Source organism: Halalkalibaculum sp. DA384 (genome assembly GCF_043951955.1).
GTDB lineage: Bacteria > Bacteroidota > Rhodothermia > Balneolales > Balneolaceae > JAMQKA01.
In genome coordinates this window covers 333,910-359,151 of record NZ_JBINJE010000001.1, presented here as the reverse complement: position 1 = coordinate 359,151, position 25,242 = coordinate 333,910, and the positions used below count along the sequence as shown (strand labels likewise).

Sequence of the window (25,242 nt, the reverse complement as noted above, 5' to 3'; positions counted from 1 at the left end):
TGAGAAGTGAGAAGTGGTCCTATGATCAAGCGAATTCATAAACTGTTATTATATGTGGCCGGGTTTCTGCTGGTTTCCCCGGTATTGGTGCAGGCGCAGCCTGACTTGCAGTCGCCGGAAGATTTTTTGGGGTACAAACTGGGTGCGGAATGGACTCCCCATTATAAAGTGATGGACTACATCAGGCAGGTGGCCGGGGCCTCCCCGATGGTTCAGCTGCAGCAGTATGGGAGATCTAACGAAGGGCGTGCACTCACATACCTGATTGTTTCCTCGGAAGAAAATATTGGTCGATCTGAAGAAATTCGCATTAACAACCTGAGGCGCACCGGCCTGGCAGAGGGGAGTTCCACGGAAGACTCAACCGCTATCGTCTGGTTGAGTTACAACGTGCACGGTAATGAGGCCTCCGGCAGCGAGGCGGCCATGAAAACGCTCTACGAGCTGGTCCGTCCCGGCAATGACCATGTCGGCCGGTGGCTGAAAAATACGATGGTCATCATGGATCCGATGCTGAATCCCGACGGACGCGACCGGTATGTCCACTGGTACAAAGAGACGGCGGGGGACGAGGCAAATCCACATGCCGATGCCCGAGAGCACAACGAGCCGTGGCCGGGGGGACGTACCAACCACTATTATTTTGATCTGAACCGGGACTGGGCGTGGCTGACGCAGAAAGAATCGCGCCAGCGCAACGAAATTTTTCAGCAATGGTTGCCTCACATCCACGTGGATTTTCACGAGCAGAACCACAACGCCCCCTACTATTTTGCCCCGGCCGCCGAACCGTTTCACAAGGCGATAACGGAATGGCAGCGCCAGTTTCAGTACACCATCGGGAAAAACCACGCAGACTATTTTGATGCCAACAACTGGCTCTACTTTACCCGCGAGGTGTTCGATCTTTTTTATCCAAGCTACGGGGATACCTACCCCACCTATAACGGGTCCATCGGGATGACCTACGAGCAGGCCGGCCAGGCGGGACTCCGCATCATCCAGGCAGAAGGGGACACCCTGACACTCAGAGATCGGCTGACGCACCACGTCACCACCGGCCTTTCGACGATTGAGGTAGCCTCCCGACATGCTAAAGAGATCGTGCACGAGTTTGCCGCCTATTACCGGCAGTCGCGCGAAAACCCGGCGGGCAAATACAAAACGTACGTAATCAGCGGTGATAATAATCCCGACAAACTCCGCTCGCTGTTCAACCTGTTGGAAAAGCACCGGGTGCAGTACGGCATGGCACCGCGGGAAGAGACCTATACCGGGTACAACTATCAAACCGGGGAGTACGAGCAGTTTGATCTCACAACGGACGATTACCTTGTAAGTGCATACCAGCCGAAGTCGGTGTTGGCACGCATCTTTTTTGAGCCAAATCCGGAGTTGACCGATTCCGTCACCTACGATATTACCGCATGGGGACAACATTACGCTTATGGTTTGGATGGGTACGCCTTGAAGGAGCGTGTCGATCCCGTTCCCGGCCAACCGCCGGTCCCCCGGGTACAGAATGAGGATGCGGGAACTCCCTATGCCTACCTGGCTGAATGGAAGTCGTTGAGCGATATGCGGATGGTGGCAGCCCTGCTCCAAAAGGGCATTGACATCCATATTGCCGGCAGTCAATTTGTTATTGACGGTACCAGGTACGATCCGGGGACGCTGGTGATTACGCGGAATGCAAACGCGGAGCTCGGAGCTCAATTTGACCAGGTTGTTCAACAGACAGCAAACGGTTTCGGGCAGCCGCTGTACCCCGTCTCCACAGGTTGGGTGGATTCCGGTCCCAATTTTGGATCTGATTCGTTTCGCTTTTTAGAAAAGCCAAGGGTGGCGGTCCTTTCCGGTAAAGGTACTTCCGCCGGCAACGTAGGTGAAATATGGCACTTTTTTGACCGGCAGATTAATTATCCCGTCACGCTGGTGGACTCCGGCTATTTTGACAATGTAGATTTGCAAAGGTATGATCTGCTCATTTTACCAGGCGGTAGTTACGCGGGCATCATTGATGACGATCGCCTGCGAGCCATAAGGGAGTGGATCGCCGGCGGGGGAAGACTGGTTGCATTGCGGCAGGCCAACGCTTTTCTGTCTGGCAGGGAGGGATTTTCCCTGACTACAAAAGAGGAGGGCGAATCTAAAGACAGTGACCCCGCTTACGGCACTTCATTTTATAAACAGCAGAGAGAACGGGTCAGCGAAGCGAACAGCGGATCTGTCTTCAAAATTTTGATCGATGCCTCGCATCCGCTCGGGTACGGGCTCGGAGACACCTATTTTTCTCTTAAGCTGGATACCGACGCATATCGCTACCTGAAGGATGGGTGGAATGTCGGGATTGCCCGAAAAGATGCCCACCTGAGTGGATTTATCGGCTACAGGGCCGAGCAGGAACTGGAACAAACGCTGACGTTCGGGGTTCAGGAGATCGGGGAGGGAAGAGTGGTGTATATGATCGATAATCCCCTGTTCCGCGCTTTTTGGCACAACGGGAAACTGCTTTTTGGGAATGCGGTATTCATGGTGGGACAGTAGCTGATGGCAAACGCCAGACGTGAGAGGTGAGACGATTTTTTAAAGGTTAGTTCAATTTAGGAGATAAGTTACGGGCTATGTCAGGTGTTCACGCTTGGAAGAACCATGGGAAGTAAGCAAATTTTTAAATGTACTGGGAGTCTGTCGGACTTAGCTAAACCTATTGCAAAAGCGTCAGATTTGGTCATATTTTGTGCTCTTTTTCGGCAAATAGAACCACTGTTCCCCTCAAAAGAATCACAAAATCTGTCTCAAACTGAGACATTTTCGTAATGATTTTCTAAGTCCGACCGACAGACTCCTGGATGGTGTATTTATAAAGCGTCGACATTCTTAATGATTGGAAAAATGCGACCACTTAAAACCGGATATCGAGGGTAAGCTCCTCCTCTCCGCGCTGGACGGTAACGGTACCGGTTTCCCCTTCTTCGAGCCCGCCCAGAATCTTCATATATTCATAGATATCCTTCAGGGGCTGGCCATCCAGCTTTATGATTACATCTCCACTCCGGAGTCCGGCCCGCCCGGCTGGTCCACCGGCGTTGACCCCTGTAATTCGCATGCCGGTGCCGTCAAAGCCGTAATCCGGCGTTACGCCAAGGGTCACGCCCTTCATGCTAATCCCCTTCTGCTGTTCACTGGCCGGAACTTCCGTGAATGTAAGCTCGCTGCCAGGTTTGTCCAGCTGTTGTATCACGCGGCGCACATGCTCCAGCACCTTGTCCTGGCCGTCATAATTAATCTGCCCGGCGTCGTCAGTGGGGCGGTGGTAGTCGCCGTGGGTACCGGTGAAGTAGTGCAGTACGGGAATCTGCTTGTTATAGAAGCTGGTGTGGTCGCTGGCTCCCGTTCCATCTGCCGAAGTCTCGATCTGAAGCGAGTCGGTGTTGGCTTCTGCTATGAGTTGCTCCCACCGCTCAGCGGAGCCGGTGCCGAAAATGAGCAGTTTGTTATCCTGCAGTCGCCCGATCATATCGAGGTTGATCATCGCCTCGACCTGCTCTGGCGGTACCGGCAGCTGGTCGACAAAATGCTGCGATCCCAGCAGGCCGATCTCTTCCCCTGAAAATGCAACAAAGACCAGGCTTTTCCGGGGAGAATTAACCGAAAAGTACTGCGCCAGTTCAAGAATGCCCGCCGTGCCGGAGGCGTTGTCATCGGCTCCGTTGTGGATCTGGTTCCTTCGCCGGTTGGCGAGCGAGCCGTATCCTCCCGTGCCGAGGTGGTCATAATGGGCGCCGATGATCATGTAGGAATCTGGTTCTTTGCTTCCGTTTATGATTCCCACTACGTTCCGGGAGAGAAGAGGCCGTTCCCGCTGCCGGGAGGTATCCCCCCGGGGCGGATTGTGGAGATGGTCTGTGGTCACGGTGAAAGGCTGAAAGTAGGTATCGTCTTCGCCCAGTGGTGCAATCCCGAATTGATTGAAGGCATCGGCAATGTAGTTGGCTGCGATCGCTTCCCCGGCCGTGCCTGTTGCACGGCCCCGCAGCGAATCACTGGCAAGAAACTGGATATGGGTCCTGATATCGCCGGGTTCAATGGTGGCGGAAAGTCGTGCCCGGGGCGCTTCCGGGGACGACTGTTCCGGTCCGCATGAAATAAAAAAGAACATGAATGCCAGTAATACCGGGGTTCTACCGTTCATAGCAACAATTGAGTTAAGCAGTACCTGAAAATCGGGAATACAGCATGAAAGTTGCAACAGTAAATCACTTTGTTACAATATAAAATGATTGGCAAAGACCTTTGCAGAACCTGCTATTTTGTTGGGAGGGAGTTGTACTGTCGACCTTATTGAGCTTTTAACGGGAGTACAACTCCCTCAGAACGAAGAAGTGAGGGTTTTGCAAAACCCTCTGGTATTTATCTTTGAAAGATTTTCGAGTAGCATTATATTTACGGCACATACAAATACACACTCACAATGGTTGGGGGTGCTTGCAACAGCGGGCTGAGATCATACCCTAAGAACCTGAACCGGTTAACACCGGCGTAGGGAAACCTGGAGTTCCCATGCTTCAGCACTTCTTGCAAGTTTACCTCCTCCTCTTATAAACAAATAAGATGGAGGATTTTTTCATGTTTACTCACATCACACGTTTTGCAGCAGGAGCGGTATTCCTGTGTTTTATTCAATTTTTTAACCAGAATACGGCCTTGAGCCAGACTGTCGCGGGGGCTGTCATCGATGCCCGGTCCAGCGAGCCCCTCGCAGGGGCCCATGTTGTCCAGGAGGGCACCCAAAACGGGACCACAACAGCCGCGGACGGCAGTTTTAAGCTGCTCCTGGTCGATGGTGGATTAAAAAAAGTCACGGTTTCATTTGTTGGCTACAGGTCAAAATCGATTAATATTGAGGAGCGGGGAGGCGGCGATCTCCGCATTGCCCTTGTTCCGGAATCGGTGATGAGCAGCGAAGTGTTTGTTCGGGCGCTGCGGGTGGATGAGGCCTCACCGATGGCCTACGAAAATATCGAGCGCGAAGAGATCGAAAAGAGGAATCTCGGCCAGGATATCCCATACCTGGTCAGCTCCACCCCATCGGTGACGACCACGTCAGATGCCGGGACGGGGATCGGGTATACCGGCCTGCGTATTCGCGGCGTCGATCCCACGCGTATAAACGTCACGATTAATGGAATTCCGCTGAATGATGCGGAATCGCATGGAGTTTTTTGGGTTGACCTCCCTGATCTGGCTTCGTCGGTGGAAAATATCCAGATCCAGCGGGGAGTCGGCACTTCAACTCACGGCGCGGGAGCGTTCGGGGGCACGATGAATATCCAGACCTCGACGATGACCCCCGAGCCCTATGGGGAGGTCAATACCGGCTACGGCTCATTCAACACTCAAAAAATAAATGTACAGCTGGGTTCGGGCCTGATGGAAAACGGCTGGCAGTTTGAAGGTCGCCTCTCCAAAATCATCTCGGACGGGTATATCGACCGGGCGACGTCCGACCTGAAATCGATCTACCTGAGCGGTTCCCGGAATGGTGAGCGAAGTCTGCTCAAGGTCGATGTGCTCTCCGGCGTAGAGGAAACCTATCAGGCGTGGAATGGCGTGCCGGAACCGGTGTTGAACGGGAATTCAGATCAGCTTGAAAGGTATATAACCAGTCTCGGCATAGCCGGGGAAAAGGCTGTACATTTTCGCAACAACGTGGGCAACCGGCAGTTCAACGAGTTTACCTACGAGGACCAAACCGACAACTACCAGCAGGATCACTACCAGGTCCACTATTCATACCAGCTGGCGGACCGCTGGAATGCCAACGCCTCGCTTCACTACACCTACGGCCGGGGCTATTACGAGGAGTTTCGCGATGAAGATGACCTCGCAACCTACGGTATCGGGCCGATTCAGATCGGCGGCCAGACCATCACCCAAAGTGACCTGGTACGCCGGCGGTGGCTGGATAATCACTTCTACGGGATTGTCTTTTCCACCGATTACCGGGTTGCGGATCGCTGGTCGGTAACACTGGGCGGGGGATACAATGAGTATGACGGCGACCATTTTGGCGAGGTGATCTGGGCGCGCTACGCCGGCGACAGCCGTATCGAGGAAACCTATTATAACAACAACGGGTTTAAAACCGACTTCAACATCTATGGTAAAGGTCAATACTATTTTACGGAAACACTGAGCGGTTTCCTGGACCTGCAGTTCCGTGAAATAACCTATGATTTTCTGGGCAAGGATACCCAGACTTCGGGGGGATCCGAGCAGATTCTTGATGTGCGACAGAGCGACCGGCTTGGCTTCCTGAATCCCAAACTCGGGTTGGTCTACCGGGTGGATGACCGGCAGCGGGTATACGCATCGTTCAGTGTGGCCAACCGCGAGCCTACGCGCGAAGAGTATGTCAACTCCACGCCGGAAAGTCGCCCCAGCCATGAAACGCTCTATGACTGGGAGCTGGGCTACCGCGCCTCATTCAGCACGTTTTTTGGAGCGGTCAACCTGTATTATATGAACTACAGGAACCAGCTTGCATTGACAGGCGAAATCAACGATGTGGGTGCCAGCATCCGTCAGAATGTCCCTGAAAGTTACCGAGCAGGTGTTGAGCTGCAGGTGGGCACAAAACTGTACCGGGGACTTGAGTGGTCCGGGAATGCCACCTTCAGCCGCAACAGGATTGAAAATTATACCTACTACCTGGGCGGACAGGAGGTGGCAACCTATGAAAATACAGCTCTTTCATTTTCTCCGGCTGTTATCGGAAATTCGGTATTCGGTTTTACCGAAGACCAGTTTTCTGCGGAACTGATCAGTAAATATGTGTCACGCCAGTACCTCGACAATACCGAGACCAAAAGCCGGTCGCTGGATCCCTACGTTTTGCATGATGTCAGGTTGGGATACCGCTTTGCCGACATTCCCTTTGCCCGGGCCGTGCAGTTAACACTCCAGATTAACAATCTGCTGAGTGAAAAATACGAGACCAACGGTTATACTTTCGGATGGGTGGCAGGAGAAGAGGAGCAGCACTTTAATTATTATTATCCGCAGGCAGGGCGCAATGCGATGTTGCAGGTTAAGATGGAGTTTTAAGTTTTGAGAAGGGGGATGGTGACACCCGGTTCACGTTTCCTGCAGTCTTTGTTACTCCTGCTTGGCGCTGGAAACCACGGAGAGTTCATCGTCCTCCTTCGATTTCGTTCTTCTTGTCCTTCGTGCATCGATAACCTGGATCAGGATAGCTCCCGCGATAATTAAAATACAGGCGATAATTTCGAAGAGCGAGGGATTCTGACCGACGGACAGCCAGGCGATGAGGAGGGCGGCGATAGGGACGAGATTCCCGTAGATTACCACCTGCGTGGGTCCAAGAGAGCGGAGGGCCCGAACTTTGACCCACTGCCCTACGCCCACCCCCACAGCCCCTCCGGCAAGGATGGCAATCCAGGTCCACATGCCCAGGTTAAGCCAGGGCTCCTGAATCAGTGAGGGAGATGCAATAAACAGATAGAGGCTGCCCCCGATGAGCGTCCGCATGGCAACCATGCTGATGGACCCGTATTTACGCGCCAGGGGCTTGATCAGGTGAAGTTCCACCACCGTCAATATCAGGGCGATACAGAGAAGAAGATCGCCGAGCCAGTAGCCCTCCACCATTAGTCCGTCGTAGGCAAGGGTAACGGTCCCCAGCCCCGCCAGGGTAACCCCCGCTATGCCGGATTTCCCCATGTTTTCTGTACTCAACAGGTATCCGAAACCGGTGCTGATAGCGGGTCCAAGGGCAAGCCAGATAGAAGCCCGTGCGCCATGGGTAAGGCCCAGTCCCTCGATACCGAGCCAGGGAGCCAGGGTGGCCCCGAATACAGAAACCAGCAGTAGCCGAAACCAGTCTCCTTTTTCAATCTGCGGGAAAAAACGGAACGGTTTATCTGCTACCTTGGCATCATAATAGCACTGGGTATAGAGAACGCTCAGCATCGCCACCCCGCCCATAAAAAAACGGGAGACGCTAAAGGAGATGGGAGCCATCTCCTTTAGCGCCACTTCGGCCAGGATAAAGTTGGCTCCCCATAGAAACGTAAACAGTAAAAGAATACCGTGATGAGATATAGCCTCACCAGAGGTGGTGTTGGTATCTTGTTCTACTTTTTTAATAGGACGTCAGGATGCTGATTCTATCGTAAAAGGCACTTTAATCGTACTCCAGTGTACTACCGCAGTGCCGGAGTCACTGGTAACATCCTCAAAGTAAAACATCAGTTGTTCTATGTGATGAGCCTCTTCCGGGGAAACCTTCACGCGAAGGGCATCCTCACTGCTGTCATAATCGAATGCACCCCACTGGTTGGGAACATTGTTGAATATGACGACCCATTCATCTTCACCAGGAACGGTAAACAGGCCGTATGTTCCGGCTTGCAGCGGCTCTCCCTCGATGAGGACATCATCGGAAAACCTGATGGTGGTGGCCTCATTCGCCCCGGTTCTCCAGACACTACCGTAGGGTTCCAGTCCGCCAAAAACCTGGCGTCCTTTTACGCTGGGGCGCCCATACGTAATGGTTACCTGGGTTGTTCCAATGGTTTGGCTTACCGAGGCGTTGGGACTTACTCTCGCCTCGTTGGTCGCCCGTTCCTGGGCAGAAGCGGAGTAAGCGAATGCAAACATCAGTGCGAACGACAGCGAAACAGATACTAAAAAGCTTTTCATTTTCATCTCGACATAAATTAAGTTTGATTTCCCATTAAGTAACATCCCATAAACAAGAATGGATAAGATTCGTTCTTACCATTGCGAAAGAGTGACCTGCGGGATCTTCCACAACGGAATAAAAAAATGCACTCCTATAAAAGACAAAGAGTAATGAACTTTAGGCAAAAATAAGCTGATAACATAAATAAATATCTAAAAGAATAAGAACATTAGATTTTAAAAGGTTTTAAAATTCAGTTAACCCTGAAGGACCTATCGTCCACAGTTGAGCCCGGCCTGTAATGTTCAGCAGAAACAGGTTGACCCTGACCCGGTTTAAGGAAGGAAAGAAAATAGAAAAGAGAAGATGTACGAGGCGTATTGTACCAGTGGTGCCTACCGCCATCATGCGAACGTTTGCATCTTTAAAGGTCTGATTCCCCGCCCAGCTGGCGTTTGCGGGGCGTATCCCGTTTAATTTACAGTCACCCGTTCTCTTTGAGCATGTGGGAAAACTCCGTTCGAAATTTTTTAAGCTTGGGTGCTATGATGACCTGGCAGTACCCGGCATTGGGATTGTTTTCATAATAGTTTTGATGATAATTTTCCGCCGTCGTATAGTTTTTGACGGGCGAAATTTCAGTCACGATCGGGTCCTCCCATAAATCGGAGCGATCGACCTCCTCCATCGATTGTTCAGCTATTTTTTTCTGCTCTTCATTGTGATAAAAAATAGCCGACCGGTATTGAGGGCCCACATCCGGTCCCTGCCTGTTCAGTGTGGTGGGGTTGTGCGTGTGCCAAAAAACGGTAAGCAGCTGGTCAAAAGAGATCACTTCCGGGTCGTAAACGATGCGAGCGACCTCTGCATGGCCGGTGTTGCCCGAGGACACCTGCTTGTAAGTGGGATTTTGCTCCTCTCCACCGGCGTAACCGGCCTCTACGTGTTTGACGCCCTTTAATTCTTCAAACACTGCTTCAACACACCAGAAGCATCCCGCTCCAAGCGTGGCTTGTTCAAAATTTGTATTGCTCATATCAAATGATTCGGTTGAACGGTTGTTTTGTGCTTTCGAAGAACACGCCAATATTACAAAAATTGGCAGCAGAAGGAGATATAGATTCTTGTATTTCATAGGATGCACACCATGTCTGTTTTGCATTGATACCTCACAGTACGCAATAACAACGGTTTCGGATTTATCATTTCTTGTCTAAGACAAAATTGGGGCGGTGGATCGCGATGGATGCCGGGGATATTGACAACGACGGAGACCTGGACCTGGTGCTGGGCAATTTTTCACGCCGCTTCATGAGCAAGTTCAACGTGGAGCCCACCTGGAATACCCGGCTTCCGATTGTCATTCTAAGAAATAACACGCAGTAGCGGGCAGCGAAATTGGCACCCTGCTGTGTTGAAGCGGAAATAATCTGCTCAAGGTCTATAATAGGATCTCTGTGCAATTTTTTCTCTTCGCCTTACTTTTGGGAAAATATGGGTGAGGTAATCCGGGTTAAAAAGCGGTTATAGGGTCGATGTCAGCGATGCGCTCTCTATAAGACGCTCTACTTTTATTTGAGAAGTTCTTTCATCCTGCCGGACACTGCTGTAGGCATGAAGGGAAAAATGGGTGCCGTGGGTTTGAAGCGACCGGCAAAGGGTGCCGGCGTTTCCCGGTGAGACACCGCCGCCAACCACCAGTTCAATTCGATTCCGGGCCTGCTCCAGCATTGAGGCAAGCTTCGGGAGGCCCGTAAGTGCTGAGCCGGGTTCGCCCCAGGGATTTCCTGACGTGAGCACGCGATCGATCCCCATCTCTATAAGCTGCTCCAGTGACTCAGAGGGATTCGGGGTGGCATCAAACGCGCGGTGGAACGTGGTTGCCAGGTCGTATTTTTTGGCCGCCTCCGCCAGGCGCAGAGTGGCAGAACGGTTGATCGTATGGTCCGTATGATGTAAGGCGCCAAATACCACTCCATCTGCACCCTGTCGGGCCGCTCCTTCAATCTGGGCAATCATTTTGGTGACAGTTTGTGGAGTGTAGAAAAAATCTCCCTTTCGGGGACGGATCATCACCAGCAGTCCCGGCCGTTCACGGAACGTTTTTCGTGCAACATCGATCAGCTTTTTTTGTGGAGTGAGTCCGTCGTGATGCATCGCGCCACACAGCTCGATGCGGCCCGCTCCCCCCTGGAAGGCCGCAGAAACGGAGCGGCGGACCGATTCTTCCCGGTCGGCGTTGATACAAATTTCGATCTGTACAGGCATGCTATTTTTCATTTTTTTGCAGGCTGTCACGTCGCCGTTTCAACTCCTTCCAGGTAGTCAGGATAATTCCCTCCTTTTCGATATAGTCTTTTAGCCGTGTACTGGTCATCGCCAGCATATCGGCCTTGCGGAGGGTGCCCGAATCGGATATTTGGGCAAACGTTTCCGAGGGATCGGTACAGTGCATGATCACCATGGTTACGCCCGGTTCCAGGTGCTCAAAGGAATCGATATATTTTTGTGTCCAGTAGGCCTGCAGCTTTTTGTCTGAGTCGGCCACTTCCCGGGGAATCTCCCACCCGTAACTGAAATTGTGGAGGTCATCGAGCACGGGGAGCCCGGCCGCCCAGAGTTTTTGCCCGGCTTCCTGCATCTGCTGATGTTGATCAGAAGTAAGCTGGCGCTGCTGCCGGATTAGCGTACTGTGCCCCGCGGGAAACATAACGGGAATCTGGTATTCAATTCCCAGATTTATATAAATTTGCATCAGGTCTGCTGTGGCAAAGAGCGTTCCCATGTGGGAATCCAGATGGGTTGGACTAAATCCCATATTCCGTGCAAGCTCGATCTGGGCCCGGATCTCGTCCTCTACCTCGTCCGGTTCGGCATGTTGTACGACCTCCTCCACAGAGGGATAAAAAGCCCCTTGGCGGTCTGCCAGGCTCGGATTGCAGGTGGCCCCGCTGACCGGTCCCCACCGGTAGTTGTCCCATTCGGAGGTGAGCGTGAGGTGCAGGCCGGCATCGATATCGGGATGTTGCTTGTAGTATCGGGCAAACTCCGGTACCCATGCGCAGGGCATCATAATGCTGAGGGAGTTGGCAACGCCCTTCTCCATGGCATGGATCGCGCCCCGGTTGGACTCGTGCGACATCCCCACATCATCGATATGCATGATGAGCACGGTCGCGTTTTCCGGGAATCCCAGCTTTTCGGCGTAGGTTTGGTCCTGTGCTTCAGCGGTACTGCTTTTGGCAGAAATGATTGACATTGATATCAGCACAACAGCCAGGGAGGTATGCGTCAGATATATTTCCATGCGTTTTTAGAAGGATGTTGGAGTTTTACGTTGTATCAGTGATGGTTGCTACTCCCTGGCATTAAACGCCGGCTTTTTCGATAACACCGAGCGTTTTTTGGAGACCGGTATCGGCTACTTCCTGCAGGTCGCGCTCCCAGTAATCCGGGTTATAAAGTTCCAGCGAAATGCATCCTTTATACCCGGTTGCTTTCAGATCCTTCAGAATATCGGGAAGGGGCAGGATGCCGTCGCCGGGGAATACGCGATGCCGGTCCTCCATCTGGTCCGGGGCCGGCGATTCGGGGGCATCGGCAAACTGGAAGATGGCGATTGAGCTGCCGTCCAGCAGCGACAAGCTGTTGAATCCGCCCTGGCTGATATACATGTGGAACGTATCGGGGATAACAAGCGCCTGCGGGTGATCCGCGTTCATCGCCACGGCGGCGGCCTCACCGAGCGTCTTCAGCGGGAAAAACTTCACAAATACGATGGCCGGCTTGACGCCATAATCGTTGAGGCCGATCTCGATAATGTCGTGATAGCGTTCGGCCACCCAGCGGAGATCGTAGTTCTCCCCCACCGTATTGGGGATGGTCTGGACGTGCTCGGACCCGATATCGGAAGCCATCCGCATGCGCCGCCGCGTATCCTTTAAGGAATTTTCCCACTCATCCCGGGTGGGCGGCAGCGCGTTCCAGAGGCCGATGACGCTCGGTACAAACAGGCCGCGATCCTTGATTTCCTGCCCCAGGGCCTTCAGGTCGCCGCCCTCTTCTTCAAACTCCTCCAGCTCGCCGTCCCATGGCTCAATGGCATCGAACCCGGCTTTGTCGGCGATTTCCACTTTTTCCCTCAGGGATGCCGGTCGGATAGTGGCGGTATCCAGGCAGATTGGCCATGGACTTTTCCCATCCTGGTACCGGTGATCGTCAGGTTTTGACTGTTGGCCGCTGGCCTCAGACTGTTTCGGCAGCGCCGCTCCCAGCAGTCCCGCTGCCCCTAATCCCAGAAAATTTCGTCGTTTCATAAATACCGTGCGTTTGTGATTAACATTACCTGGCCCCGCTCCTGGTCAGGAGGGAGATCTGAATTCCATATAAAAATAGCACTTCTGAGGAAGGATCAAAGTGGGGGGCTGAGATGGACGGATCCTGAAGGAATACCAAATGAACGAGCTATTTTGATAACCGTTGTTTTGCAGGACTTCTGCATTTTCATGCATTCGAAATCCTCGTTCCGCCTCTTGTGTCACTTTCCCTTTTCAAAAAAGCCATTTCTTTAGTATTTATGCAGCAGCATCAAATTGAGAGCAACATACCGCTATGTCCAACTACCTGGTCGAGCAGTACCTCAAAGAAGGTGAAAAAGTTATTCGTTACGGCGGATCACGTAAAGAAACCTCCATCCGCAACACTTTTCACAAACTGTTTAAGCGCGTGTGCACCGTTAGCGTGGAAACGTTAGGTATTCAGGATAAGATGTGTGCAGTGACTGGATTAAAATCTTGGTCAGTTGATTAAGTTAATTCTTCTGGCTTTCCTTCTTTAAAGAGGAACTCTTTGTCCTGTATTGTGGATTATAAGTCTTGATGGGACCCACCCTAAGTCCCTATTGGGGAAGAGGGACTTAGGGTGAATGATCCGTTGAGTAACGATGGCAGGTCACATTGTAAAACACGCTAAACGTGTTCAGTTACCGTTGACCCCGGATCGCCTTAATCCGCTCAAGCACCGGCGGGTGCGAGTAATTCAGAAACACATAAAACGGGTGCGGCGTCAGGTTGGAGAGGTTGTCTTTGGAGAGCTTTTTGAGGGCCTGCACCATCGTTTCAGGCTGGCGGGTGGTTTCAGCGGCGAAGCGGTCGGCCTGGAACTCGTGCTTGCGGGAGATGACCTGCATGAATATGGAGAGAATCATGTCAATGGGCGCATAGAGCATCCCGAAAAAGATGAGGCCGGTATAGACCGAAGGCTGCTCCATGTAAAAAGCCTCGTAGAGCCCCCCTGCATTAAGGAAAACCGAAAGCAGGAAAAACATTATGCCGGTCTGGAGGATGCTGATTGCCATATTCTGGATGATATGCTTTTTCTTGTAGTGGCCCACCTCGTGTGCCAGCACGGCCACCAGCTCGTCGTCGGTGTGTTTTTCGATGAGCGTGTCGTACAGGGCGATCCGCTTGTTTTTGCCAAATCCGGTAAAAAAGGCGTTCGACTTGGAGGATCGCTTCGAGCCGTCCATCACAAAAATACCCTGCAGCGGGAAATTGACGCTGGCGGCCATATTCTCAATTTTCTGGCGGAGCTCGCCATCCTCCAGCGGCTCAAAATTATTGAAAAGGGGCATGATCCAGGTGGGGGCGATGAACTGTACGAAGAGGGTAAAGGCGGTGACGGCGCCCCAGGCATAGAGCCAGCCGTAGGTTTCGAAATAGGTGAAAAAGGCCAGGATGCCGGCCAGCAGCGGTCCGCCCAGCACGATGCCCAGGCCCAGGCCTTTCAGCATATCCAGCACAAAGGTTTTGGGAGTTGTTTTATTGAACCCGAATTTTTCCTCAATTACAAACGTGGAATAGATGGAAAACGGCAGCGACAGGATGCTTTTGGCCAGAATCAGGATGCCGATATAGGCCAGACCGGTCCAGATGGCGCCGAGTTCCCAGCCGCGAACAATTTGGTCGAGCCAGTTGAATCCGCCCGCAAACCAAAACACCAGTATTAACACCAGGCTAAAGGCTGAGCTTACGAATCCGAATTTGGTGTTTACGCGCGTATATTCCTGGGAGCGCCGGTAGGTCTCCTCATCGTATACGCCCTCAAACTCCTCCGGCAGTTCCGGCTTCAGGGCTTGTAAATTGTAATAATCTGCGACCAGGTTCAGCAGGTAATCTGCCAGCAGCGTGGCAAGGATGATTATACCGAAAATGTTCATGCGGGATGGTTGTTGCTGTTTAGTTTTTGACTCAAGGTAAACTAAATGAATTAATTAGTAAAAGAGGCTTTTGCAAAATCCTTTTCCACAAAATCATTTTTTATGAACAAGAACTTATTTAGTATCATCCTGCAATGAACTTAAGCGGTCAGTTTGCGTGTTCGTATCATTCGGGATGGGTCCCGCTGCGTAGATTGAGCCATATTTCGCTGCATTTTAAACAAAAAAACGTTAGATGACTGACCATTCAAGTGATCAGGAACTGGCCCGCGACCTGGGGTTTCTCGAAGCCTACACTATTGGAGTCGGCACGATGATCGGCGCCGGCATTTTCGTGCTCCCCGGTATTGTTGCCAACAACGCGGGGCCGGCAGGTATGATTTCATTTGCCATCGGCGGGGTCGTGTCGCTACTTACGGCGCTCTCCCTTTCTGAACTGGCTACCGGTATGCCCAAGGCGGGGGGCAGCTACCACTACGTGAACCGAGCGATGGGCAGTTTTTTCGGCTCTATTGTAGGCTGGAGCATGTGGGCGGGGCTCATGTTCGCCACGGCTTTTTACATGCTGGGATTTGGACAGTATTTAACTTTTTTCTGGGGCAATATTCCCGTGGCCTGGTCTGCGCTGGTCATGGCCTTTCTGCTTATTGGCGTAAACTATCGGGGCGTTAAAGAAGCCGGGGTGCTGCAGAACCTGATTGTCGTTCTGCTGATTGGGTTTATCATTGTATTTTTGGCTTTTGGAGTATTTAATATCGACTGGTCCGTATTTCGCCCGTTCAATCCCAATGGATGGGGAGCCGTGGCCTCCACGGCGGCCACCGTCTATGTTTCGTTTATCGGGTTTGAAGTTATCGCAACCAGTGCAGAAGAGATCAAAGATCCCGGTCGCAACCTGCCCCTGTCGATGATTGCCTCGGTGCTGACGCCGATGATATTCTACGTGTTGGTGATGCTGGTTTCCACGGGAGTGCTGCCGGTGGCCGATCTGGCCGCCTCTAATATTCCGGTGGCCGATGTGGCAAGCGAATACCTGGGCACTATTGGTGCGTTAATGATGGTAGTGGGGGCTCTTCTTGCCACGGTATCCAGTGCCAATGCCTCCATTCTGTCTGCTGCGCGTGTCAACTTTGCGATGGGGCGCGATAAAATTCTCACCAGCTGGCTCAACAAAATTCATAGTAAATTTCGCACTCCCTTCCGGGCCATTCTGATCACAGGAGTGGTTATTCTCCTGCTTATCGGTGTTGGAGTTGGTATTGAGACGCTGGCAGATGTAGCCAGCTTTTTATATCTCATCACCTATGCACTTGTCCATGTGGCGGTCATCGTCATGCGACGTGCCGAGCCTGAGGATTACAATCCTGATTTCAAATTGTCGTCTTGGGCATACCCGACCATTCCCCTGCTTGGATCGTTTTCATGCCTGGTTATCGTAGCTCAAATGCGTCCGCTTGTTCTTGTCATCGGCGGTGGTATTATCATAGTGGGTGTTCTGTGGTATTTCGGCTATGCCGCCAGCCGTGCACTCAAGCCCAGTCTCGTTGGCGATGCTATTGCAGCCCGAAGTCAAACCCCGGCTCCCAATGAACGGTATCGCATTGTTATCCCCGTGGCCAATCCCCAGACCGAGCAGCATCTTATCAATGTTGGGGGAGCCATCGGCGCCAACTACGGTGAAGCGGAGATCGTGGCTGTCAGCGTTCTCCAGGTTCCGCAGCAAACCTCTCTCGAGCAGAGCATAGAGTATGAAGATGAACGGATTCGCCGCCAGCAGGACCTGTTGAACAGTGCTCGCAAGACGGCCCAGCAGGGGGGACTGGGTCTTCGTACGCGTGCTATTGTGGCCCACAGCATCAGTTCAACGGTCTTAAACGTCCTTAAAGAGGAACGGGCGCAGCATCTTGTGCTCGGCTGGAGTGGCAAGCGCAAGCGGTACCAACATATCCTGGGCTCCAATATCGACCATATTGTGGACGAAGCCACCTGCGAGATAACGCTTGTCAAGGCCGGCAGTCAGCCGGTGAAAGATATCGTCGTCCTGGTGGGCACCGGACCAAACACCATATTGGCGGTAAAACGGGGATTCGATTTGGCCTCCCATACCGCCGGAGCTTCCCTTACCTTATTAACGGTACAACAACCAGGTTCTGATGAGCAGGCAGATCCCAAATCAGAGGGAGAAGGCCTTATCCGTTCCGTAGCCCATGAAGCCGGTATAGATTCCGGGCAGTATCATTCAGAAGTTATAATATCCGATAATGTTCGAGAAGCGTTGCTGGGAGCTACCAAAGACTATGATACCGTATGTATCGGTGCAACAAGGAGTACGGCGATCCGGCAAGCCCTGTTTGGCTCCATTCCGGAAGAGATCGGCGAGCACTCCGATGGCACCGTTATTATAACGCGGAACCGGGAATACAAACCCCGTTCTGTGACGGAAGGTATTATTGAGCGGCTTTCGAGGTAGGATTGGTTTTATTCGCCATAACGCGTTTACCAGCTGCCAACTTGCTTAAGTATCTAATTCGGGGTCAATCCTTCTGCTCTTCCCGAAAGTGTTCGGGACAGGCTCCTCTCCAGGGAGGTATTCGTTGGTAGAAATGGGCAGCTTCATCAAGAGTCCCTCTTGAGAAGAGGGACTCAGGGAGATTGAACCTTTGGCTAAAGAAAGCAAGTTTTTTTGTTGTAATTTCCCAAGTCGGACGCCGAGTTAATTCGTCTCAAGTAGCTTATCAACATCTTCTTTGCGACCGACCAGTAAAAAATGGTCACCTTCCTTGATCGTTGTTTTCCCCGACAGTATGCCGATCGGTTTATATTGTTTTTCGGGACCGATCTCGCTATCCATCGGTACCAGGCGTTTTATCGTAATTAAATTGAGCTCATATCGCTTGCGAATTTCGAGCTCTTCCAACGTGTAGCCAACCATTGCATCCGGGGCCTGAACTTCGAACATGGCCAGCCCTTCCCCGATATCAAATACATCTGACATGCCCCGGCGTACCAGCGATATCCCCATGCGTTCGGCCACCTGTCGTTCCGGATGGATGACATCCGTAATGCCAATTTGTTCCAGTATCTGTTCCTGGATGCGGCTGCCTGCCCGCCCATATACCTCTTTTACTCCGGCGTTAAGCAGGTGCATGGCAATAAGGGCCACCGGCTCAAACGTTTCACCAATGGATATGACCGCTACATCCACATTGGTAATGCCGTGGCTTTCCAGCAGTTCGGGATCGGTTGCATCAAAACAGATCGCATCAGAGACATACTCCTTAACCTGGTTAATATGCTCCATGTTGTTGTCAATGGCGATAACATAGGCCCCTTCCTCGGAAAGTTTTTTAGCCAGTGCGCTTCCAAAAGCTCCGATGCCGATAATTGCAAAATGCAGATCACTTCGTCGTTTCATAATGGATAACGTTAATTATTAATCTTAGGATACCATAATATCTTCTTCGGGATACTTGTACTTGTTCGTATCCACTTTGCTGGCAAAGGCGGCCATAAAGGTGAGGATACCCACCCGGCCCAAAAACATGGAGACGACTATAATGAACTTGCCCCACGATGTTAAATCACCGGTAATGCCCCGCGACAATCCCACCGTGGCAAAAGCCGACACTTCTTCAAAAAACAGGTCCATAAACGCATGATCTTCTACCAGCGACAATAAAATGGTACTGATACTGATGCAGGATGCGGCTAATAAGATGACGGTCATGGCCCGAAAGATCACCTGGTTGGGCACCGTTCGCTTAAACAGCTCCATCTTGTTATATCCGCGCACGGTCATCACAATAGATCGCATGACGACTGTAAACGTCGTGGTTTTTATTCCACCGGCGGTGGAGGCCGGCGATCCCCCAATAAACATGAGTGTGAGCATCACCAGGGTCGCGGATATGCCGATAGCCCCGGTATCAATGGTGTTAAAGCCCGCCGTACGCGTAGTAATACTTTGAAACAGGGAGGCCATAATCTTGTTTCCCCAGGAAAATCCGGCCAGCGTCCCGTTCCATTCCATCGCTAAAATCAACACGGTGCCGGCCGCAATAAGCACGGCTGTGGAAATAAGGACCGTCCGCGTATGGATCGAGAGGCGTCTTCGCCACCGCGAGCGATCGGTTTGGGTTCTGATCATCTCCCAAATGACGGTAAAGCCCAAACCTCCTAAAACAATGAGGATCATGGTGGTAATATTAATCCCCAGGCTGGTGGCATTCAATGGATCAGCCAGGCTGTTGGTAAACAGCGAAAATCCCGCATTGCAAAAAGCCGATATTGCATGAAACACAGAAAACAGAATCTTTTGCCCCTGACTGGGAAAACTCACCTCCCAGCTAAGGTAGTAACCAACAGCACCGATCGCCTCAACCAGAAATGTAAATCCCACCACACGCTTTAGCGTAGCGGTTACCAAGCTGGTATTGCTTTCTCCGACTACATCTTTCAGGGTATTCATCTGGCCCACGCCCAGCCCGCCGCTGATGAACAGAAACAGGAAGGTGGCAAAGGTGACAATGCCAATTCCGCCCAGCTGGATTAAGGCGAGAATCACCAGTTTTCCAAACAGCGTAAAGTGCGTGGCCGTATCCACCACAATGAGTCCGGTTACACAGACAGCACTGGTGGAGGTAAACAGCGCATCAATAAAAACAAGTCCCTGGCCATCCCGGGTGGCGCCGGGCAGCATCAGCAGAAACGTGCCACCAACAATGAGCGACAAGAAACTATAGACCAAAAAGCGGCCGGTATTCTCTTGTTGACCCAGTAGTTCGGGCAGGTACTGCAGAAATTTTACCACAACTACAAACAGCAGGTAGCCTTTCAGAAACTGCAGGAACACCTCTTCCGGGTTGGGCGAAACCCCAATTAGATAGTCGATAATGCCGATCGATGCAACCCCGATATCGATTAGTAAAACCATGGAAAAGAGGGAGACGACCGCCTCGAACCAGCGTCTCTTGAGGTAGGTTGTGCGGTCACTGGTCAACCCCAGCCGGAGTATAAAACTGGCAACGAACCCAAACAGGATCCATCCCTCGATCTGGCGGTTCAGGTGAATGAGTTCGGGAGTCAGGTCAAACCCGATGGGGATAAGAATGCTCGCCACCACCAGCAGGCTAAGTATTACGGTAAAGGCCCGCAGGTACGGATGCGCCACCTTGTCAATTTCATAAATATCATCCTGCAGATAGTGGAGGATTAGGTTGGCCTCTTTTTTAAAGCTTCGCCACCGGCGAAGCAACCTGATCCACTTTTGCTTCCAGTCATAAGGAATGTTCATGTCCCGAATCTAAAAACTAATTGCCTGACTACAAACATCGGTCTTTTATTGCAGGCGCTCAATCTCGAAATGGTCATTGGATTCATTGCTGCCATCTTCCGTAATGTGCTTTATGCAATAGGTCGGTGATTGTACATCACCAGTTGAATGGGTGGACACTTTTACCTTGACGCCGGATACAGGCAATAGTTTTTTTGCCTGTTTTTTAAGTGCGTTAAGCTCTCTTGTCAATTTTTGGATCTGCACTTCAATGCGTTTCAGATTTTTTTCATATTGCTTTATGTGCTCCCTGAATTCCAGCGACTCCTGGTAGGAGAGTTGCTGTTTGTCAGCTGTCGGCTTTTGCTGCTGTAGTTCCCCTTTTTGTGATTCTAATAATTCTAATTGCTGTTGATGCTCGAGGATATCCTGTGCTTTTTCAGCCAGCAGATGTTCTTTGCGGGAAATATCGTCCATTGTTGCTTTCATTGGTCTTTGCTATCGATTAAAGAACTAATTTCAAACTGGGTCATGTCGTGCTCATCCAGGAACCGGTCAATCGTTTTTTTTATTTTTTCGCACGCTTTTTGCTGTGTTCCGGCCTGCTCCACAAAATCGACCTGCAGGTTTTGTTTGTATGGATACACGGCTTTTGCCATCAGCTTTGAACCTGCTTTTTCGCCTGCAGGGGAGTCAAACTCACCAACTTCATAGATGGCGGCTCCGCGATACGTGCCTAAAAATTTAGTCATCGTCAGAATGCTTACTTACTGGTAATGTGAAATAAAAGATGCTGCCCGCGCCGGGGGTGCTTTCCACCCAAATACGTCCGCCCTGGCCCATGATAAATTCCTTTGCAATGGCGAGCCCAAGTCCGGAGCCTTTCCGGTCTTTTTGATCTTTATCAACCTGATAATACTTGTCAAAGATCTTATCCAGATCTTCGGGAGCTATCCCTTCACCCGTATCCTTCACGGCAAACTGGACATATTTCGGCATTCCCTCTGCCAGGGCGCCTTCCAGGATAATCTGTCCACCAGGACCAGTATATCGTATGGCATTAGAGATAAGGTTTACAAGTACCCAAACGGTCTTTTGCGAATCAGCCTGAACCTGTGGCAGATCTTCATGCACATTTATATCCATGGAAATATCTTTTTGGAACGCTTGCATAATCATGGTCTCATACGCATACTCCAACAACTCTTCGGGGGAAACATCTCTGGTATTAAGCTGGATATTCCCCGACTCAATTTTTGACAGATCCAACAGGTCTGAGGTGGTTTGTTTCATGCGGCGTACATCCTTTTTGATACTGGAAATCAGCTCTCGTTGTTCTTCATTAAGCATGCCCACTCGCTGGTCTCCCAGTAGCCGAAGGCTCATGTTAATGGAGGATATCGGCGTTTTAAGCTCGTGAGATACCACAGAAATGAAATTTGTTTTGGCTTGATCCATCTCGTGAAAGCGCGTGACATTCTTGAGGGTAATGATGTTACCCAGGTGAGTGTCCTGACCGGCATCTCTATTCTGGTGGGGCACCGGAACAACGTCGATAGAAAAATAGTGCTCGTTTTGATTCCCGATCTTCAGATAATTCACCTCTTCTTCATGATCTCCAGAAAGTGATTTCATAATTTCGTGGAATAATTCACTCCGGGATGCAAGATCTGGGGCGTATTCTCCAACAATCTCTTTCTTTGGATAACCGATAAGCTCGATTGCTTTGTTATTGGCAAATAAAATATCATTGTCAGCATCTAACCCTATGACGGCATCTCCCATATGATTAATGATGGTCTCAACGCGCTTTTTTTCACTCATAATCCGGTCGATATTGCTATTCTCGTACTCTTGAAGCTTCCGGGCCATTTGGTTGAACGCTTCAGCAAGGTCTTCGTATTCGTCGCCGGTATGAAGTTCCAGCGACTGATCGTAGTTTCGATTGGCAATTTCTTTAATGCGCCTGATAAGCTCGCGAATCGGATCCACAATATAGCCAGGGAAGCGAATGAGCATCAGAATACCCAATATTGAACAAAGCGCTCCAATAACACTCATGTAAAGGGTTACGCTCGATGCCGTTTCCTGGGCAATGGTATTCTTCCGGTGAATCGCATCTACATTCATGGTTGTGAGTTGACTCAAATTTTGTTGCAGCCGGTGGTAGGCGGAGGTCAATCGCTGATTAATTACCTGTTTGGGAGCGACAGGAGTTTGGGCACCTGACTCAAAGATCCCAATAAGATTCTCAAAATTTTCCTGCAGTTGGTTCGAAAGTTCCTGTTCCCCCGTTTCCGTAATGTTTGCCTGCTGTTTGTCCAACAGCTCCTCAAACTGCTGGATAGACTTTTGATAACGAGCACTCCCCAAAATACCGGCAGTGCTTGACCCACTTACAGCCAATACTTGAGAGGTATATAAGTCATTTAAGGCCTGTTCCATTTGCTGGGCATAACTGACTGATCGGATATTATCCTGAATAATCGCCCCGGAATTCTCTGCAAGGGTGTTGATAAACACAGAACCACTCATCCACAGAAGAATTACAAATCCTGCCAGCAGACCGATTCCTGCGTAGAGCTTTGATTTTACACTAATATTCATAAAAACAGTCCTTGTAGCTTAGTATGAAAAAACTGTGCCAGCTTCGCATTGCTGGGCAATATAACTGCATATTCGGGTTTTAACTCATGTAGGGGGGGTGATCAAACGAGCGTATTGAGAAAGCTCTCCCATTTTGGGAGATATACTATTTCAATTTGGGAGGGTCACAAACCATATTCTTCGATTTTACGATATAGGGTACTTGTGCCAATTTCTAATATATTGGCAGCTTTCGTTTTGTTTCCATCCACATCGTCAAGCACCCGTTTGATATGAGATCGCTCCACTTCCTTCAGCGTATTTGAAGCTGAATGGCCGCCGGACTCGTATTCTTTTTGCAGCTCTGGAGGTAACAGGTCTACGGTTATCCGATCCCCCTCGGCCAAAACTGCTGCTCGTTCGATCACATTTTTTAGTTCCCGGATGTTGCCTTTCCAGGGATATTCTTCAAGAAGGTGGAGCGCATTCTCATCAATCTCTTTAACACGATTATTGACGCGCTTTAGAAAAAAATTTGCAAGGATCGGGATATCCTCTTTTCGCTTTCTGAGAGGTGGAATCTCTATGGTAAATCCGGCAAGACGATAGTAGAGGTCATCCCTGAAATCTCCGTTTTCGGCCGCTTTTTTAAGCTTTTTGTTGGTTGCCGCTATGATGCGAATATCAACCGACTGTTGTTTTGTATCTCCGAGCTTGGTAAAAGTTTTGTTCTCTAAAAAACGTAATAATTTGGCTTGAAGGCCGGGATCCATTTCTCCGATTTCGTCAAGAAACAACGTGCCCGTATCAGCTTCTTCCAGGATCCCCTTTTTAGATTGGTCGGCACCGGTAAAAGCACCTTTCTTATACCCGAATAATTCGGATTCCAACAGGTCCTTTGGAAAAGCGCTGCAGTTTAGGGCGACAAAAGGTCCGTTTTTGCGCGGGCTGGCCTGATGAACGGCTTGTGCAAAAAGTTCTTTACCGGTGCCCGTCTCTCCCTGAAGCAGCACGCTCATATCAGATCCGGCCACCTTTTGAGCCATCTGCTTGGCTTCCCGTATCGCTTTCGATTCCCCGATAATATTTCTGAAGCTGTACTGGCTCTCCACGCGCTGCTCCAGATGCTTAAGCCTGGATTGCATCTGGGCTTTCTCAACGGCCCGTTCGACAACAACGTGGATGTGATCGTCTTCATCTCCCTTGGTAATATAGTCAAACGCCCCCTGTTTCATCGCATTCACTCCATCCTGGATGGTACCGAAGGCGGTTATGACGATAACTTCTATAAGCGGATACTCTTTCTTGATACGCTCCAGCACCTCCAATCCATTACCGTCGGGCAGCTTCACATCCGTAACAACTACGCTAATGGGTTCTTTTTCAAGTATTTTAAAACCTTCTCTCACATTTTTTGCCTGAAACACCTCAAAACCTTCCAGCCCTATAACCCGGGCCAGCAGTTCGCGAAATCGGTGTTCGTCATCTATGATCAGGACACTTTGTTTCATTTTTTCGGTATTCAAAACAGTAGATTCCAGGATGGAATGATTGCTCAGTCCAGACCTTTGTGTTAGTATAGATTCAGGAGGTGTTGCAAAGTCCTCTTTTAATGTAATAGGATTTGTCCTTTTATACGAAATAACCAACGAACAAACATCGATTGATCACATTATGAATGTTGATTTGAATGATAAGCATATTGTCGTTACCGGGGGCGCCGGGGCCTTGGGATCTGCCGTGGTGAAGCTGCTGCTGAAGGCGGGTGCCAGGTGCAGCGTGCCCTGTTTTAATGAAAAAGAGCTGGAATCTTTTCTGCAGAAAGATGAGCAGGATGTCTACACGAAAACGCCGGTCAACCTGGCAGATGAACAGCAGTGCCGGTCTTTTTATGAACTGGCGGTCTCTGCCCAGGGCGGGCTCTGGGGCTCTGTCCATATAGCCGGGGGTTTTGGGATGGGAGCAATTGAAGATACGCCGCTGGCCGATTTTAACAAGCAGATCCAGATGAATACGATAACCTGTTATAATTCGTGTCGCGCTGCGGTGCACTGGATGAGAAAGTCGACCCACGGCGGGGGACGCATTGTGAATATCGCTTCGCGACCGGGCGTTGAGCCTCGTCAGGGCAAACAGATGACCGCCTATACGGTGGCCAAGGCCGGGGTCGCCGCGTTGACTGAGTCGCTGGCGGCGGAGGTGGTCGGGGACGATATCCTGGTCAATGCCATCGCCCCCTCAACTATCGATACGGAAGCCAACCGGAGCGCGATGCCGGATGCAAACTATGACGACTGGCCGAAGCCGGAACAGCTGGCTCAGCAGATCGGGTACCTGGTATCGCCCCGGAACGAGGTGACGCGCGGGGCTGTCGTGCCGGTGTATGGCAAATCCTGATTTTCCGCTGTTGGAGGATGCAAATACTGCCACAGAAATAATTTTTTATTTCTCCCGGCC

At 50.8% G+C, this 25,242-nt stretch carries 20 protein-coding genes and 1 riboswitch; of the genes, 6 read left to right on the top strand and 14 right to left on the bottom strand.

Annotation, left to right across the window (positions count from 1 at the left end):
- The first annotated feature begins 21 nt into the window (after window positions 1-21).
- Window positions 22-2,547, top strand: a complete 2,526-nt coding sequence (locus tag ACG2E4_RS01410) for a M14 family metallopeptidase (RefSeq protein WP_395275505.1) — start codon at window positions 22-24, stop codon at window positions 2,545-2,547.
- A 358-nt stretch (window positions 2,548-2,905) separates the two neighbouring features.
- Here the strand turns inward: ACG2E4_RS01410 and ACG2E4_RS01405 are convergent, their stop codons facing one another.
- The gene (locus tag ACG2E4_RS01405) at window positions 2,906-4,195 is read right to left on the bottom strand and encodes a M28 family peptidase (RefSeq protein ID WP_395275504.1); all 1,290 of its coding nucleotides are present in this window, start codon (window positions 4,193-4,195) and stop codon (window positions 2,906-2,908) included.
- A gap of 275 nt (window positions 4,196-4,470) precedes the next feature.
- Window positions 4,471-4,566, top strand: a riboswitch (TPP riboswitch).
- A 141-nt stretch (window positions 4,567-4,707) separates the two neighbouring features.
- Between ACG2E4_RS01405 and ACG2E4_RS01400 the strand changes: the two genes are divergently transcribed.
- Window positions 4,708-7,110 (top strand): TonB-dependent receptor, encoded by a 2,403-nt coding sequence (locus tag ACG2E4_RS01400; RefSeq protein ID WP_395275503.1) that lies wholly within the window; start codon window positions 4,708-4,710, stop codon window positions 7,108-7,110.
- A 51-nt stretch (window positions 7,111-7,161) separates the two neighbouring features.
- Here ACG2E4_RS01400 and ACG2E4_RS01395 read toward each other — a convergent pair whose 3' ends face one another.
- The 3 genes from ACG2E4_RS01395 to msrA form a co-directional block, all read right to left on the bottom strand.
- Complete coding sequence (locus tag ACG2E4_RS01395; RefSeq protein ID WP_395259697.1) at window positions 7,162-8,103, bottom strand: DMT family transporter; 942 nt, start codon at window positions 8,101-8,103, stop codon at window positions 7,162-7,164.
- Between the two features lie 75 nt (window positions 8,104-8,178).
- A complete protein-coding gene (locus tag ACG2E4_RS01390; protein WP_395275502.1) occupies window positions 8,179-8,727 on the bottom strand; it encodes a DUF2911 domain-containing protein in 549 nt (182 codons plus the stop codon).
- 467 nt (window positions 8,728-9,194) lie between these two features.
- On the bottom strand, window positions 9,195-9,746 hold the full coding sequence (msrA, locus tag ACG2E4_RS01385) for a peptide-methionine (S)-S-oxide reductase MsrA (protein ID WP_395275501.1): 552 nt from the start codon (window positions 9,744-9,746) through the stop codon (window positions 9,195-9,197).
- A 173-nt stretch (window positions 9,747-9,919) separates the two neighbouring features.
- Between msrA and ACG2E4_RS01380 the strand changes: the two genes are divergently transcribed.
- Complete coding sequence (locus ACG2E4_RS01380) at window positions 9,920-10,096, top strand: FG-GAP repeat protein (protein ID WP_395275500.1); 177 nt, start codon at window positions 9,920-9,922, stop codon at window positions 10,094-10,096.
- A 138-nt stretch (window positions 10,097-10,234) separates the two neighbouring features.
- On the opposite strand, the gene ACG2E4_RS01375 is transcribed toward ACG2E4_RS01380, so the two are convergent.
- From ACG2E4_RS01375 to ACG2E4_RS01365, 3 genes are all read right to left on the bottom strand, one after another.
- Window positions 10,235-10,978 (bottom strand): copper homeostasis protein CutC, encoded by a 744-nt coding sequence (locus ACG2E4_RS01375; protein ID WP_395275499.1) that lies wholly within the window; start codon window positions 10,976-10,978, stop codon window positions 10,235-10,237.
- 1 nt (window position 10,979) lies between these two features.
- Window positions 10,980-12,017, bottom strand: coding sequence for a polysaccharide deacetylase family protein (locus ACG2E4_RS01370; protein WP_395275498.1), 1,038 nt, complete (start codon window positions 12,015-12,017; stop codon window positions 10,980-10,982).
- A 61-nt stretch (window positions 12,018-12,078) separates the two neighbouring features.
- Window positions 12,079-13,026, bottom strand: a complete 948-nt coding sequence (locus ACG2E4_RS01365) for a sugar phosphate isomerase/epimerase family protein (RefSeq protein WP_395275497.1) — start codon at window positions 13,024-13,026, stop codon at window positions 12,079-12,081.
- Between the two features lie 295 nt (window positions 13,027-13,321).
- Between ACG2E4_RS01365 and ACG2E4_RS01360 the strand changes: the two genes are divergently transcribed.
- Entirely contained in the window at window positions 13,322-13,519 is a 198-nt protein-coding gene (locus ACG2E4_RS01360; protein WP_395275496.1) for a hypothetical protein, read from the top strand.
- A 172-nt stretch (window positions 13,520-13,691) separates the two neighbouring features.
- Here ACG2E4_RS01360 and ACG2E4_RS01355 read toward each other — a convergent pair whose 3' ends face one another.
- Window positions 13,692-14,927: a M48 family metallopeptidase gene (locus ACG2E4_RS01355; RefSeq protein WP_395275495.1), complete on the bottom strand. Its 1,236-nt coding sequence runs from the start codon at window positions 14,925-14,927 to the stop codon at window positions 13,692-13,694.
- Between the two features lie 235 nt (window positions 14,928-15,162).
- Here ACG2E4_RS01355 and ACG2E4_RS01350 point away from each other — a divergent pair, with 235 nt between their 5' ends.
- Window positions 15,163-17,397 carry an amino acid permease gene (locus tag ACG2E4_RS01350; RefSeq protein ID WP_395275494.1) on the top strand — a complete coding sequence of 745 codons (2,235 nt, stop codon included), beginning with the start codon at window positions 15,163-15,165 and terminating at the stop codon, window positions 17,395-17,397.
- Window positions 17,398-17,640: 243 nt separating this feature from the next.
- Here the strand turns inward: ACG2E4_RS01350 and ACG2E4_RS01345 are convergent, their stop codons facing one another.
- The 6 genes from ACG2E4_RS01345 to ACG2E4_RS01320 all read right to left on the bottom strand — a co-directional run bounded on the left by ACG2E4_RS01345 (window position 17,641) and on the right by ACG2E4_RS01320 (window position 24,296).
- Window positions 17,641-18,342, bottom strand: a complete 702-nt coding sequence (locus ACG2E4_RS01345) for a potassium channel family protein (protein ID WP_395275493.1) — start codon at window positions 18,340-18,342, stop codon at window positions 17,641-17,643.
- 24 nt (window positions 18,343-18,366) lie between these two features.
- The gene (locus tag ACG2E4_RS01340; protein WP_395275492.1) at window positions 18,367-20,220 is read right to left on the bottom strand and encodes a TrkH family potassium uptake protein; all 1,854 of its coding nucleotides are present in this window, start codon (window positions 20,218-20,220) and stop codon (window positions 18,367-18,369) included.
- A 45-nt stretch (window positions 20,221-20,265) separates the two neighbouring features.
- Window positions 20,266-20,688 carry a hypothetical protein gene (locus tag ACG2E4_RS01335; protein ID WP_395275491.1) on the bottom strand — a complete coding sequence of 141 codons (423 nt, stop codon included), beginning with the start codon at window positions 20,686-20,688 and terminating at the stop codon, window positions 20,266-20,268.
- Entirely contained in the window at window positions 20,685-20,951 is a 267-nt protein-coding gene (locus ACG2E4_RS01330) for a hypothetical protein (RefSeq protein WP_395275490.1), read from the bottom strand. The genes ACG2E4_RS01335 and ACG2E4_RS01330 overlap by 4 nt, the downstream gene beginning before the upstream one ends.
- Window positions 20,944-22,806, bottom strand: coding sequence for an ATP-binding protein (locus ACG2E4_RS01325; RefSeq protein ID WP_395275489.1), 1,863 nt, complete (start codon window positions 22,804-22,806; stop codon window positions 20,944-20,946). Before ACG2E4_RS01325 ends, ACG2E4_RS01330 begins: the two co-directional genes overlap by 8 nt.
- Window positions 22,807-22,970: 164 nt before the next feature.
- A complete protein-coding gene (locus ACG2E4_RS01320) occupies window positions 22,971-24,296 on the bottom strand; it encodes a sigma-54-dependent transcriptional regulator (protein ID WP_395275488.1) in 1,326 nt (441 codons plus the stop codon).
- A gap of 163 nt (window positions 24,297-24,459) precedes the next feature.
- On the opposite strand from ACG2E4_RS01320, the gene ACG2E4_RS01315 reads away from it, so the two are divergent.
- Window positions 24,460-25,182, top strand: coding sequence for an SDR family NAD(P)-dependent oxidoreductase (locus ACG2E4_RS01315; protein WP_395275487.1), 723 nt, complete (start codon window positions 24,460-24,462; stop codon window positions 25,180-25,182).
- The last annotated feature ends 60 nt before the right edge of the window (window positions 25,183-25,242 follow it).

What these genes read in the sequence shown, in the direction of transcription:
- ACG2E4_RS01410 (WP_395275505.1), top strand. Translation starts at nt 22, where the DNA reads ATGATCAAGCGAATTCATAAACTGTTATTATATGTGGCCGGGTTTCTG.
- ACG2E4_RS01405 (WP_395275504.1), bottom strand. Translation starts at nt 4,195, where the DNA reads ATGAACGGTAGAACCCCGGTATTACTGGCATTCATGTTCTTTTTTATT.
- ACG2E4_RS01390 (WP_395275502.1), bottom strand. Translation starts at nt 8,727, where the DNA reads ATGAAAAGCTTTTTAGTATCTGTTTCGCTGTCGTTCGCACTGATGTTT.
- msrA (WP_395275501.1), bottom strand. Translation starts at nt 9,746, where the DNA reads ATGAGCAATACAAATTTTGAACAAGCCACGCTTGGAGCGGGATGCTTC.
- ACG2E4_RS01375 (WP_395275499.1), bottom strand. Translation starts at nt 10,978, where the DNA reads ATGCCTGTACAGATCGAAATTTGTATCAACGCCGACCGGGAAGAATCG.
- ACG2E4_RS01370 (WP_395275498.1), bottom strand. Translation starts at nt 12,017, where the DNA reads ATGGAAATATATCTGACGCATACCTCCCTGGCTGTTGTGCTGATATCA.
- ACG2E4_RS01365 (WP_395275497.1), bottom strand. Translation starts at nt 13,026, where the DNA reads ATGAAACGACGAAATTTTCTGGGATTAGGGGCAGCGGGACTGCTGGGA.
- ACG2E4_RS01360 (WP_395275496.1), top strand. Translation starts at nt 13,322, where the DNA reads ATGTCCAACTACCTGGTCGAGCAGTACCTCAAAGAAGGTGAAAAAGTT.
- ACG2E4_RS01355 (WP_395275495.1), bottom strand. Translation starts at nt 14,927, where the DNA reads ATGAACATTTTCGGTATAATCATCCTTGCCACGCTGCTGGCAGATTAC.
- ACG2E4_RS01350 (WP_395275494.1), top strand. Translation starts at nt 15,163, where the DNA reads ATGACTGACCATTCAAGTGATCAGGAACTGGCCCGCGACCTGGGGTTT.
- ACG2E4_RS01345 (WP_395275493.1), bottom strand. Translation starts at nt 18,342, where the DNA reads ATGAAACGACGAAGTGATCTGCATTTTGCAATTATCGGCATCGGAGCT.
- ACG2E4_RS01340 (WP_395275492.1), bottom strand. Translation starts at nt 20,220, where the DNA reads ATGAACATTCCTTATGACTGGAAGCAAAAGTGGATCAGGTTGCTTCGC.
- ACG2E4_RS01335 (WP_395275491.1), bottom strand. Translation starts at nt 20,688, where the DNA reads ATGAAAGCAACAATGGACGATATTTCCCGCAAAGAACATCTGCTGGCT.
- ACG2E4_RS01330 (WP_395275490.1), bottom strand. Translation starts at nt 20,951, where the DNA reads ATGACTAAATTTTTAGGCACGTATCGCGGAGCCGCCATCTATGAAGTT.
- ACG2E4_RS01325 (WP_395275489.1), bottom strand. Translation starts at nt 22,806, where the DNA reads ATGAATATTAGTGTAAAATCAAAGCTCTACGCAGGAATCGGTCTGCTG.
- ACG2E4_RS01320 (WP_395275488.1), bottom strand. Translation starts at nt 24,296, where the DNA reads ATGAAACAAAGTGTCCTGATCATAGATGACGAACACCGATTTCGCGAA.
- ACG2E4_RS01315 (WP_395275487.1), top strand. Translation starts at nt 24,460, where the DNA reads ATGAATGTTGATTTGAATGATAAGCATATTGTCGTTACCGGGGGCGCC.